General features: G+C 64.1%; 13 protein-coding genes. All 13 read left to right on the plus strand.

What is annotated here, in order from left to right; genetic code table 11:
- Positions 1-11 precede the first annotated feature (11 nt).
- The 13 genes from AC1DYO_RS19750 (at position 12) to AC1DYO_RS19810 (ending at position 12,640) form a co-directional block, all read left to right on the plus strand.
- On the plus strand, positions 12-389 hold the full coding sequence (locus AC1DYO_RS19750; protein WP_023668545.1) for a hypothetical protein: 378 nt from the start codon (positions 12-14) through the stop codon (positions 387-389).
- A gap of 45 nt (positions 390-434) precedes the next feature.
- Positions 435-596, plus strand: coding sequence for a hypothetical protein (locus tag AC1DYO_RS19755; protein ID WP_477266089.1), 162 nt, complete (start codon positions 435-437; stop codon positions 594-596).
- Between the two features lie 14 nt (positions 597-610).
- Complete coding sequence (locus tag AC1DYO_RS19760; RefSeq protein ID WP_477266091.1) at positions 611-2,017, plus strand: APC family permease; 1,407 nt, start codon at positions 611-613, stop codon at positions 2,015-2,017.
- Between the two features lie 42 nt (positions 2,018-2,059).
- Complete coding sequence (locus tag AC1DYO_RS19765) at positions 2,060-2,749, plus strand: hypothetical protein (protein ID WP_477266093.1); 690 nt, start codon at positions 2,060-2,062, stop codon at positions 2,747-2,749.
- Positions 2,746-3,063 (plus strand): hypothetical protein, encoded by a 318-nt coding sequence (locus AC1DYO_RS19770; protein WP_477266095.1) that lies wholly within the window; start codon positions 2,746-2,748, stop codon positions 3,061-3,063. Before AC1DYO_RS19765 ends, AC1DYO_RS19770 begins: the two co-directional genes overlap by 4 nt.
- A gap of 85 nt (positions 3,064-3,148) precedes the next feature.
- Positions 3,149-4,045: a class II glutamine amidotransferase gene (locus AC1DYO_RS19775; protein WP_477266097.1), complete on the plus strand. Its 897-nt coding sequence runs from the start codon at positions 3,149-3,151 to the stop codon at positions 4,043-4,045.
- Between the two features lie 4 nt (positions 4,046-4,049).
- A complete protein-coding gene (locus tag AC1DYO_RS19780; protein ID WP_477266099.1) occupies positions 4,050-4,778 on the plus strand; it encodes a GltB/FmdC/FwdC-like GXGXG domain-containing protein in 729 nt (242 codons plus the stop codon).
- 6 nt (positions 4,779-4,784) lie between these two features.
- On the plus strand, positions 4,785-6,113 hold the full coding sequence (locus AC1DYO_RS19785) for an FMN-binding glutamate synthase family protein (RefSeq protein ID WP_181058446.1): 1,329 nt from the start codon (positions 4,785-4,787) through the stop codon (positions 6,111-6,113).
- Between the two features lie 37 nt (positions 6,114-6,150).
- Positions 6,151-7,458 (plus strand): type III glutamate--ammonia ligase, encoded by a 1,308-nt coding sequence (glnT, locus tag AC1DYO_RS19790; protein ID WP_477266101.1) that lies wholly within the window; start codon positions 6,151-6,153, stop codon positions 7,456-7,458.
- Between the two features lie 36 nt (positions 7,459-7,494).
- Positions 7,495-8,748 (plus strand): sarcosine oxidase subunit beta family protein, encoded by a 1,254-nt coding sequence (locus tag AC1DYO_RS19795; protein WP_477266103.1) that lies wholly within the window; start codon positions 7,495-7,497, stop codon positions 8,746-8,748.
- 16 nt (positions 8,749-8,764) lie between these two features.
- A complete protein-coding gene (locus tag AC1DYO_RS19800; protein ID WP_477266105.1) occupies positions 8,765-9,040 on the plus strand; it encodes a sarcosine oxidase subunit delta in 276 nt (91 codons plus the stop codon).
- A complete protein-coding gene (locus AC1DYO_RS19805; protein ID WP_477266107.1) occupies positions 9,040-12,021 on the plus strand; it encodes a sarcosine oxidase subunit alpha in 2,982 nt (993 codons plus the stop codon). Before AC1DYO_RS19800 ends, AC1DYO_RS19805 begins: the two co-directional genes overlap by 1 nt.
- Entirely contained in the window at positions 12,014-12,640 is a 627-nt protein-coding gene (locus tag AC1DYO_RS19810) for a sarcosine oxidase subunit gamma (protein ID WP_477266109.1), read from the plus strand. The genes AC1DYO_RS19805 and AC1DYO_RS19810 overlap by 8 nt, the downstream gene beginning before the upstream one ends.
- Positions 12,641-12,870 lie beyond the last annotated feature (230 nt).

Raw genomic sequence — 12,870 nt, forward strand, 5'->3', positions numbered from 1 at the left:
GGGTAGAAGACATGTCGCGCTACACGCCGCCGGAACAAGGCAAGGCCGGGCAGATTTTCGATATCGTCGTCGTCGTGGTCGCCATCTTCGTGGCGCTGTGGCTGCCGCTGAAACTCGGCCTGGCAGGTGCCGCAAAATCCATCGATGCGCTCGATGCCAAGACCTGGGAAGCGCTCGGGCAGAACCCGACCATGGCGTCGATCTGGGAAAAGCTCGGCTATACGCCCGAGACCGCGCACGACATCATCCAGAACCGCTTCCACTACATCATCGACTGGCCGACGCTGATCATCATGGCGGCGGTGCTGATCGGCTATTTCGTCTTCCTGTTCCGCGCCTCCGACCGCGAATATCGCGACGTCATCAACGAAAAGTTCGACGACAAATAACGCAAGAAATTCAGACAACGCCAGAGATTTTGGGGAAGCACGCTCATGTGGATAGCTCTGTCTTATGCATGCTGGGGTATCTCGGTCGTGCTTGCGCTGTGGATGCTCTACGACTGGTTCAAGATCGACACGACCTACTCCGAGGATGTGCTGACCTCCTCGCGCGAAGGCGAGCTTGAAGCCGTTTCCGAAAAACACCGGATCTGAGTGGGGATCGATCAATGACCGCCGCGGTTGAGAATACCATCACCACCACCATTCACGGCGACCGGGTATCGCTGCTGAGGGTACTCGGCCCAGCCCATGTCTGGGCGCTCGGCGTCGGCATCGTGCTGGTCGGTGAATTCACCGGCTGGAATTTCTCGGCCGACAAGGGCGGCGCACTCGCAGCCCTGATCGTCTGCTGGGTGGTCGGGCTGCTGTACACTTCGGTCGCCATGATCGACTCCGAAGTCACCTCCACTGTCGCCGCCGCCGGCGGCCAGTACGCGCAGGCCAAGCACATTGTCGGACCGCTGATGGCGTTCAACGTCGCGCTGTTCCTGGTCTTTGCCTACACCATGCTGGAAGTCTCGGACGCCATCCTGCTCGGCGACACCATTGTCGCCAAGGCGGGGGTCGAGGGGCTCACCCACAATTCCTTCATTGCCGCCACCATCGTCGTGCTGGCGTGGCTCAACTATCGCGGCGTGCTGATGACGCTCAACGTCAATTTCGTCATCACCGCGATCGCCTATGTCTCGATCGTCATCCTGTTCTTCTCGGTCAGCCCGTGGACACAGGGTGCTGTGCTGAAGCTCAACGAACTGGTCACGCCAGGTAATGCGCTGCCCTATGGCTGGATCGGCGTCATCGCCGCCTTCCAGTTCGGCATCTGGTATTATCTCGGCATCGAAGGCACCACGCAGGCGGCCGAGGAAGTACGCTCGCCGGCCCGCTCGCTGCCCTACGGCACCATGGCCGGCATGATCACACTTTTGATCGCCGCCGCCATGACCTGGTATGTCTGCGCCTCGCTGATGCCCTGGGAATATCTCGGCATCACCTATTATCCCCTTTGGGACGCCGGCAAGCTGACGGGGAGTGCGCTGCTGGAAAACCTGCTGTTCATCGCCACGCTGCTGGCGGCACTCGCCTCAGCGAATGGCTGTATCAATGATGCGGCCCGCGCGTGGTTCTCGCTCGGACGCGACCGTTATCTGCCGACCTGGTTCTCGGCCGTGCACCCGAAATACCGCACGCCCTATCGCTCGATCCTGTTCCTGCTGCCGATTGCGCTCGCCTTCGCCTTCATCGCCGACCTCAACCAGGCGATCACCTTCTCGATCCTGTCAGGCGTGCTGCAATACACCTTCATGAGCATCAACATCATGATGTTCCGGAAGAAGTGGCCGCTCGGCACCATCCGCCGCGGCTACACGCACCCCTTCCATCCGCTGCCGGCCATCGTGCTGTTCTGCCTGTGCGTGGTGACCTTCTTTGCCATCTTCCTCGGCTTCGGCTCGCAGCTGATCGCCATGGTGGCCTTCTACTTCCTGATCTCGCTGTGGTTCCACTTCTACCGCTACCGCTATGTGCGCCGCGGCGACCAGTTCACCATGCCGTGGCCGAAGCCACAGGGCTATTGACAGGAGAGGGCCTGCCGGTCTGGGCGGGCATGGCGGGACGAGGTGTCTGACGTGACGACAGCATTGCTGGCCGGGGCGATCGCCCTGGCTCTCGTCCTGCACCTCGCCTGGCATGCGCGCGCCAGCCGCAACAGGGCCAAGGCTGCTCTTGCCGCCGAGGCGGCGAGCATCCGGACCGTCATCCCGGATGCCGCCGACATCTCCGACGGCACAGTTGGCGTCGTCACCTGGGTGGGTTCGTGGAACGAACGGCGCGTGCAGGTGCGCACCATCGTCGACACGCTGGCGACGCGAAAACTGCCGGCGCGCTGGCTGAGCGTCTCGATCACCGAACCGGTCGCGGTGCCGGCGACCTTCGACATGATGATGCGGCCCGGCTCGCCGACGACCTTCTCCAATTTCGACCATCTCCAGCACACACTGCCGAAGGCGCCGGGATTTCCGGCCGAGGCCGTGCTGCGAACCGACCTCAGGGCGTCGCGCTTTCCGCAGAACCTCATCGCCAGTCATCTCGACGTCTTTGCTGAAGGCCGCGCCAAGGAACTCTTGATCACCCCGAACGGCGTGCGCATCGTCTGGCTGCTGGCCGAGGCCGAGCGGGCGCGCTACGGCGTGTTTCGGCAGGCTGCCTTCGGGCGCGCAAGGCTCGATCCGGCGCTGATCGAGAGATTGCTCACCTCGGCATCGACGCTGCGCGATGCCATCAACCGCCAGGAAAGGCAGGTGGCATGAGCGCACCCGCACCGACCAATCCCTATCTCGTGCTCGGCGCCGCGATCGTCCTGCCGGCAAGCGGCCATGTCATACTCGGCGTGCCGGTGCGTGGCCTGCAGTTCCTGTTCTTCATGGTGATCCTGGCCTGGGTGACGGCCAAGATCGCCCCTGCCGACGCCAGCCTCATCGGCCGCCATGCCGGCGGCTTCCTGATCTATGCGCTGTCGATCCTCGATGCCTACAAAATCGCCCGCATCCGCGCCGCCACATGGGTTCACAGTGCCCGCGCGGGCGGCGATAGTGGACAGGGCGGCATTGAGCCGCATACGTAACTACAGGAATATTTTTTTCATACGATTGAATTCGGGCAGCGCATTCGGTACATCATCTCTTAGTGGTAAACGCCGGGAGGCTGACATGTGTGGAATCGTCGGACTTTTTTTGAAGGACAAGTCGCTTGAGCCGCAGCTCGGCTCGATGTTGTCGCAGATGCTGATCTCGCTCAGCGATCGCGGCCCCGACAGCGCCGGCATCGCCATCTACGGCGCACCTTCGAAGAATGAAGCCAAGATCACCATCCAGTCGGCGAAGCCCGAGCGCGATTTCCGCGGCCTCGACGCCGAACTCGCCAAGGCGATCGGCGCGCCGGTGAGCATTGCGGTGAAGTCGACGCATGCGGTGCTCAGAACCGTGCCAGGCAAGGTCGACGCCGCGCGCGAGGCACTGCAGTCGATCCGCCCCGACGTGCGCATCATGGGCGCCGGCGAAGCGGTGGAAATCTACAAGGAAGTCGGCCTGCCGGAAGCAGTCGTCGACCGCTTCGACGTGCGCTCGATGACCGGCACGCATGGCATCGGCCATACCCGCATGGCGACGGAATCGGCCGTCACCACGATGGGCGCGCATCCATTCTCGACCGGCGCCGACCAGTGCCTGGTGCACAATGGCTCGCTGTCCAACCACAACAATGTGCGGCGCGAACTGCGGCGCGAAGGCATGACCTTCGAGACCGAAAACGACACCGAGGTCGCGGCCGCCTATCTCTCCTCGCAGATGGCGCATGGCAAGAACCTCGGCGAGGCCCTGGAAGGTACTCTGTCCGACCTCGACGGCTTTTTCACCTTCGTCGTCGGCACCAAGAACGGTTTCGGCGTGGTGCGCGATCCGATCGCTTGCAAGCCGGCCGTCATGGCCGAGACCGACCAATATGTCGCCTTCGGCTCGGAATATCGCGCGCTGACCAAGCTGCCCGGCATAGACAATGCGAGGGTCTGGGAACCGGAACCCGCAACCGTCTATTTCTGGGAGCATTGAGCCCATGCCGGCAACCAAACTTTCGAAGGCGGCGCAAGACCACGCCTCCCGGGTCTTCGATCTCGATGTGTCGTCGCTGCGAGAGCTCAACCAGGCGCTTCACGATCTGACGCCCGGTTCCAACGAAACGGCGTGGGAAGTGGTGAACCCGAAGGGCAGTCATTCGGTTGCTGTCGGCGTCGACCAGCCGGTCAGCATCGATGTGCGCGGCAGCGTCGGCTATTATTGCGCAGGCATGAATGACGGCGCCGCGATCACCGTGCACGGCTCGGCCGGTCCCGGCGTCGGCGAGAACATGATGTCGGGTTCGATCGTTATCAAGGGCGATGCCAGCCAGTATGCCGGCGCCACCGGCAAGGGCGGACTTCTGGTCATCGAGGGCAACGCTTCGTCGCGCTGCGGCATCTCGATGAAAGGAATCGACATCGTCGTGCATGGCAATATCGGCCACATGTCGGCCTTCATGGCGCAATCCGGCAATCTGGTGGTGCTGGGTGATGCCGGCGATGCATTGGGCGACTCCATCTACGAGGCGCGGCTGTTCGTGCGCGGCAAGGTCGAGAGCCTGGGCGCCGACTGCATCGCCAAGGAGATGCGGCCCGAGCATATCGAACTCTTGCAAGGCCTGCTCGACCGCGCCGGCGTCACCGGCGTCAAGCCGTCGGAGTTCAAGCGCTACGGCTCGGCGCGCACGCTCTACAATTTCAATATCGACAACGCCGACGCGTATTGAGGCAGCATGACCTACAAGAACCCGCCGACGACACCGCGCAAATCCGCGACCTTCGACGACTACACGCTCTCCGAAATCCGCCGCGCCGCGGCGACCGGCATCTATGACATCAGGGGCGCCGGCGCCAAGCGCAAGCTGCCGCATTTCGATGACCTGCTGTTCCTCGGTGCCTCGATCTCGCGCTATCCGCTGGAAGGCTATCGCGAGCGCTGCGACACATCAGTCGTGCTTGGCTCGCGCCATGCCAAGAAGCCGATCGAGCTGAAGATACCGATCACCGTCGCCGGCATGAGCTTCGGTTCGCTGTCCGGTCCGGCCAAGGAAGCGCTCGGACGTGGCGCCACGCTCTCCGGCACTTCGACCACCACCGGCGATGGCGGCATGACCGAGGAAGAGCGGGGACATTCGAAGACGCTGGTCTACCAGTATCTGCCGTCGCGCTACGGCATGAACCCGCGCGACCTGCGCCGCGCCGATGCCATCGAAGTGGTCGTTGGACAAGGCGCCAAGCCCGGCGGCGGCGGCATGCTGCTGGGCCAGAAAATCTCCGACCGCGTCGCCGAAATGCGCACGCTGCCCAAGGGCATCGACCAGCGCTCGGCCTCGCGCCATCCCGACTGGACCGGGCCCGACGATCTCGAGATCAAAATCCTCGAACTGCGCGAAATCACCGACTGGGAAAAGCCGATCTACGTCAAGGTCGGCGGCGCCCGGCCCTATTACGATACAGCCCTTGCCGTGAAGGCCGGCGCCGATGTCGTCGTGGTCGACGGCATGCAGGGCGGCACCGCGGCGACCCAGGAAGTGTTCATCGAAAATGTCGGCCAGCCGACGCTTGCCTGTATCAGGCCGGCGGTGCAGGCGCTGCAGGATCTCGGCATGCACCGCAAGGTGCAGCTGATCGTCTCCGGTGGCATCCGCAACGGCGCCGATGTCGCCAAGGCGCTGGCTCTTGGCGTCGACGCGGTGTCGATCGGCACGGCAGCCCTTGTCGCGCTCGGCGACAATGATCCGCGCTGGGAGGCGGAGTACAATGCGCTCGGAACCACGGCCGGCGCCTATGACGACTGGCACGAGGGTCGCGACCCTGCAGGCATCACCACGCAGGACCCGGAACTGATGAAGCGGGTCGATCCGATCGCCGCCGGGCGCCGGCTGGCAAACTATCTCAAGGTGATGACGCTGGAGGCGCAGACCATCGCGCGTGCCTGCGGCAAGAACAGCTTGCACAATCTCGAGCCCGAGGATCTCGTCGCGCTCACCATCGAAGCCGCCGCCATGGCCGGCGTGCCGCTTGCCGGCACCAACTGGATACCGGGGAAGAACGGCTTCTAGACCAAGACTAGCCAGATCACATAAGCGAGGAACTATAATGGGGAACGATCTCGCCGCATTCGCCAAAGAGAACGGCGTCAAATATTTCATGATTTCCTACACCGACCTGTTCGGTGGCCAGCGCGCCAAGCTGGTGCCGGCGCAGGCGATATCAGACATGCAGAAGGACGGCGCCGGCTTTGCCGGTTTTGCCACCTGGCTTGACCTGACGCCGGCGCATCCCGACATGCTGGCGGTACCGGATCCGGATTCGGTCATCCAGCTGCCGTGGAAGCCCGATGTCGCCTGGGTCGCCGCCAATTGCATCATGGACGACAAGGAAGTCGAGCAGGCGCCGCGCAACACGCTGAGGCGGCTGATCGCGGAAGCCGCCACCGACGGCATGCATGTCAAGACCGGCGTCGAAGCGGAGTTCTTCCTGATCTCGCCGGACGGCAGCGTGATTTCCGACAAATACGATACCGCGTCGAAGCCATGCTACGACCAGCAGGCGGTGATGCGCCGCTACGATGTCATCGCCGAGATCTGCGACCATATGCTGGCGCTGGGCTGGAGCCCCTACCAGAACGACCATGAGGACGCCAACGGCCAGTTCGAGATGAACTGGGCCTTCGACGACGTGCTGGCGACCGCCGACAAGCACTCCTTCTTCAAGTTCATGGTCAAGTCCGTGGCCGAAAAGCACGGCCTGCGCGCCACCTTCATGCCAAAGCCCTTCCAGGGCCTGACCGGCAATGGCTGCCATGCGCATATCTCGGTGTGGGACAAGGCAGGCAAGACCAACGTCTTTGCCGACAATGCCATGGAGCTCGGCCTGTCGGCCAAGGGCAAGAACTTCCTCGGCGGCATCATGAAACATGCCTCGGCGCTCGCCGCAATCACCAACCCGACGGTCAATTCCTACAAGCGCATCAACGCGCCGCGCACCATTTCGGGCGCCACCTGGGCGCCGAACACGGTGACCTGGACCGGCAACAACCGCACCCACATGGTGCGCGTGCCCGGCCCCGGCCGCTTCGAGCTGCGCCTACCCGATGGCGCCGCCAACCCCTATCTGCTGCAGGCCGTCATCATCGCGGCCGGCCTCGATGGCATCCGCTCCAAGGCCGATCCCGGCAAGCGCTACGACATCGACATGTATCAGCACGGCCACACGGTTAAGGGTGCGCCGAAGCTGCCGCTTAACCTGCTCGACGCGCTGCGCGAATATGACAAGGACAAATCGTTGAAGGCGGCGCTGGGTGAGGAATTCTCGTCGGCCTACCTAAAGCTGAAGCACCAGGAATGGAATTCCTATGCTTCGCACTTCACGCAATGGGAGCGCGACCACACGCTGGATATCTAACCACCAGCGTGGAGCGAGCGACCTCGGAATGACCTGATGAAATATTCGATCTTCTCGCTCGCCCGTGCTGCTCTTTCCGGCCACAAGAACTGGCAGCGCACATGGCGCGACGCCAGCCCGAAAGACCACTACGATGTGGTGATCATCGGCGGCGGCGGCCATGGGCTCGCCACCGCCTGGTTCCTGGCCAGCGAGTTCGGCATCAGAAACGTCGCCGTGCTGGAAAAGGGCTGGATCGGCTCCGGCAATGCCGGCCGCAACACCACCATCATCCGCTCCAATTACGGCCTGCCCGGCAATACCGGCTTCTACGAATTGTCGATGAAGCTGTGGGAGCGGATGGAGCAGGACCTCAACTACAATTCGATGGTCAGCCAGCGCGGCGTGCTCAACCTCTACCACTCCGACGCGCAGCGTGATGCCTATGCGCGGCGCGGCAACACGATGCGCATTAACGGCATCGATGCCGAACTGCTCGATCAGGCGGCGCTGAAGAAAATGCTGCCCTTCCTGAATTTCGACCATGCGCGCTTTCCCGTGCAGGGCGGTCTGCTGCAACGGCGCGGCGGCACGGCGCGCCACGACGCGGTGGTATGGGGCTATGCGCATGCGGCGAGCGAACTCGGCGTTGATATCATCCAGAATTGCGAAGTCACCGGCTTTGTCCGGGACGGCAACGGCAAGGTCACCGGCGTCGAGACGTCGCGCGGCAAGATCGGCGCCGGCAAGGTCGGCATGGCGGTTGCCGGCTCCTCCTCGCGCGTCGCGGCGATGGCCGGCCTGCGCCTGCCGATCGAGAGCCATGTGCTGCAAGCCTTCGTCTCGGAAGCGATCAAGCCGCTCATCCCCGGCGTCATGACCTTCGGCGCCGGGCATTTCTATGTCAGCCAGTCGGACAAGGGCGGCCTGGTCTTCGGCGGCGACATCGATGGCTACAATTCCTACGCCCAGCGCGGCAATCTGCCTGTGATGGAGGATGTCTGCGAAGGTGGCATGGCGCTGATCCCGATGATCGGCCGCGTGCGGCTTCTGCGCCAATGGGGCGGCATCATGGACATGTCGATGGACGGCTCGCCGATCATCGACAAGACGCCGGTCGACGGGCTCTATCTCAACGCCGGCTGGTGCTATGGCGGCTTCAAGGCAACGCCGGGCTCGGGCTTCGTCTTTGCCCATCTTCTGGCCCGCGACGAGTCGCACAAGGAGGCGGCATTGTTCCGCCTCGACCGCTTCCAGCGCGGCGCCATGATCGACGAAAAGGGCCAGGGCGCCCAACCGAACCTGCACTAAGGACAGTCGGAAACCCATGCGTATTGTCTGTCCCTTCTGCGGCGAACGCGAACTCGGGGAGTTCACCTATCTCGGCGACGCCAAGCCTGCGCGACCGGCGGCCGGTGCCGGCGAAGATGCCGTCTACGACTATGTCTATCTGCGCGACAACATCGCTGGCGTGATGGCTGAGAACTGGTATCACGGCGGCGGCTGCCGGGCCTGGCTGAAGGTCACCCGCAACACGCTGACGCATGAGATTTCGGCGGTGGAGCCGACGGCGGGTGCTGGTGCAGCAAAGGTTGGCGCGTGATGGCCGGCGCACAGACAAACCGGCTGGAGAATGGCGGTCTCATCGACCGCTCGGCGCCGCTCAACTTCCGCTTCGACGGCAAGACCTTCCAAGGCTTCCAAGGTGATACGCTGGCGTCGGCGCTGGTCGCCAATGGCGTCAAGCTGGTCGGCCGCTCGTTCAAATACCACCGTCCGCGCGGCATTCTCACCGCCGGTTCGGAAGAACCCAACGCGCTGGTCGAACTGCGCACTGGCGCACGGCGCGAGGCCAACACCAAGGCGACCACCGCCGAACTCTATGAAGGGCTCGAAGCGGCCAGCCAGAACCGCTGGCCGTCGCTGCGCCACGACGTGATGTCGGTCAACCAGCTGTTCGCGCCGATCTTCGTCGCCGGCTTCTACTACAAGACCTTCATGTGGCCGGCGAAATTCTGGGAGATGATCTACGAGCCGGCAATCCGCCGCGCCGCCGGTCTTGGCCGCGCGGCGGTCGTCGCCGACCCGGATCACTACGACAAGGCCTGGGTGCATTGCGATGTGGTGATCGCCGGCTCCGGCCCGGCGGGTCTGGCGGCAGCTTTGGCCGCCGGTCGCAGCGGCGCTCGCGTCATCCTGTGCGAGGAGGATTTTGTCCCCGGCGGCAGGCTGCTGTCGGATGGCGGCACCATCGACGGGCTGCCGGCCGCGGAATGGACCCAGCGTACGCTGGCCGAGCTTGGCTCAATGCCGGACGTTCGCATTATGACGCGCACGACGCTGTTCGGCGTCTATGATGGCGGCACCTATGGCGCGATCGAGCGGGTCAACGATCATCTGCCGACACCGCCCGAACACCAGGTGCGGCAGCGGCTGTGGCGGATCGTGGCCAAGCGCTGCGTCGTCGCGGCAGGCGCGATCGAGCGGCCCATCGTCTTCGCCGGCAACGACACGCCCGGGGTGATGATGGCGTCAGCCATGCGGACCTATGTCACACGCTATGCCGCCACGCCGGCAAAGCGCCTCGCGCTGTTCACCAACAATGAGGATGGCTGGCGCACGGTCGAGACCGCGCTCGGCGCCGGACTGCCGATCGCGGCGGTCATCGACGCACGACCGGATGTATCGCCTGCTCATCGATCGTTGGCATCCAAAAACGGCTTCACCGTGCTGCATGGCTCGGTCGGCGGCGTCGATGGCGGCAAGGACGGCGTGCGCAAGATTTCGGTGTCGCTGACCGGTGGTGCACGCGCCGAAGTCGAGGCCGACGGGCTTGCGGTTTCCGGCGGCTGGAACCCAGCGGTCGGGCTCACCTCTTACCATCGCGGCCGGCCGAAATGGCGCGACGACATCTCAGCCTTCGTGCCCGACGGCGCGCCTCCCGGCATGGCCGCGGCAGGTGCCGCCAACGGCGATTTCGGGCTCGGCGCCTGCCTCAGCCAAGGCTTTGCCACTGGTGCTGCAGCCGCGCGCGACGCGGGGCGCAATGGCAATGCGGGCGCAGCACCGGTCGCCGATGATGAGGCCTTCTCGCTCACCCCGCTCTGGCATGTCGCGGGTAAAGGCAAGGCGTTCGTTGACCAGCAGCACGACGTCACGGCCTCGGACATCGAATTGGCGCAGCGCGAGGGTTTTGAATCGGTCGAGCATCTGAAGCGCTACACGACGCTCGGCATGGCGACCGACCAGGGCAAGACGTCCAACTTTGCCGGTCTCGCCATCATGGCGGCCGTCTCCGGCAAATCCATCCCCGAGACCGGCACGACGATCTATCGCCCGCCTTACGTGCCGGTCGCCATCGGCGCCTTTGCCGGCCATCATCGCGACGAGAATTTTCATGCAACGCGGCTGACGCCGTCGCATCATTGGGCCGCCGAACAGGGCGCGATCTTTGTCGACACCGGCCTGTGGAAGCGGGCGCAATGGTATCCGCGCGCCGGCGAGAAGGACTGGCTGGACTCGGTCACCCGCGAGGTCAAGGCGGTGCGCGGTGGCGTCGGCTTCTGCGATGTCTCGACGCTCGGCAAGATCGACGTGCACGGCCCCGATGCCGGCGCCTTTCTCGACCGCGTCTACATCAACACCTTCTCCAGCCTCGCCGTCGGCAAGGCGCGCTACGGGCTGATGCTGCGCGAGGACGGCCTGGTCTATGATGACGGCACCACGTCGCGGCTGGCCGAGGATCATTATTTCCTGACCACCACCACGGCCAAGGCCGGGCCGGTGATGCAGCATCTCGAATTCTGCCGCCAGGTGCTGTTTCCCGAACTCGACGTGCAGCTGACCTCGGTCTCCGACCAATGGGCGCAGTTCTCCATCGCCGGGCCGAAGACCCGTGACCTGTTGAAGGAAATCGTCGATCCAGCCGAAGATCTGTCCAACGAAGGTTTTCCGTTCATGGGCGCGCGCGAAGTGGCGCTGCGCGGCGGCATCAAGGCGCGGCTGTTCCGCATCTCCTTCTCCGGCGAGATGGCGTTCGAGATTTCGGTTCCGGCCCGCTATGGCGAGGCGATGGCGCGCAATCTGATGCAGGCCGGAAAGCCGTTCGGCGTGACGCCCTACGGCACCGAAGCGCTGGGCGTCATGCGCGTCGAAAAGGGCCATGTCGCCGGACCGGAGCTGAGCGGCACGACGACCGCGGCCGATCTCGGCCTCGGCAAGATGATGTCGACTAAAAAGGATTTTATCGGCCGCGTCATGGCCGGTCGCCAAGCGCTGGTCGCGCCGGACCGCCAGGTCGTGGTCGGTATCAAGCCGGTCGACAAGGCGCGCCGCCTGCGCTCCGGCGCGCATGTCATTCCGAAGGGGCAGACGCCCGGGCCGGACAACGACCAAGGCTACATCACCTCGGTCTGCTTCTCGCCGACGCTCGACCAGTGGATCGGGCTCGGCCTGGTCGAACGCGGCCGCGAACGCATCGGCGAGATCGTCCACGCGCATGATCCGCTGCGCGGCGAGGACTATGATGTCGAACTCTGCAATCCCGTCTTCTACGACCCGGATGGAGGGCGCCAGCGTGGCTGATTTTTCCTGGGATGTTCGCAGCCCGCTCGACCGCGCACTCGCTGTCGGGCCGTACGGTGCGCCGGGCGATGCCGGCGTGGCGCTGACCGAAATCCGCAACTTCGACCTCGTCCAGGTGATGGCGCGGCGCGGCAAGGCGGCCGAGATGAGCAAAGCCGCTAAGGCACGCTTCGGTGTCGACGCTCCGGAAATGCCGAAGGCAGTCAGCACCGCCGACGCGACGCTGATCTGGTCGGGGCCGGACCAGTTTTTTGCGCTGTCCAAGGGCGGCAAGCACGGGACTGGGGCGCTCGCTCAGACGTTTGCATCTTCCGCGTCACTCTCGGACCAGTCGCATGCACGGGCGCTGATCAGCGTCTCCGGCGCCAGGGCGCGGACGATGCTGGCGAAGCTGTCGTCGATCGATCTGCATCCCGATGCGTTTCCGGTTGGCGCTGCTGCCGCGACCTCGATGGACCACACCAGTGTCACGCTCTGGCGCGGCGCCGACAAGCCGGATGGACAGGCCGTGTTCAACGTTCTGGTGTTTGCGACGTTTGCTGAAAGCCTGTGGCACACGATGCTGGATTCGGCGGCGGAGTATGGTGTCGAGATCGGGTATTCCGAGAGAGTGGCGTAGCGCGCTCTTCCCTTCTCCCCCTGTGGGAGAAGGTGGATCGGCGCGCAGCGCCGAGACGGATGAGGGGTGTTCCAGGAAACACCGACGCCTCACTCCGCTGGAACACCCCTCATCCGTCGCCTTCGGCGACACCTTCTCCCACAAGGGGAGAAGGGGGAGCTTGTGCTCCCTCCGCCTTGCCAAACGCAACCACGCTGCTATTCTTACAGCTAAAGTAATTTTACACACAG

This window comes from Mesorhizobium sp. P2_F5 (assembly GCF_056403715.1).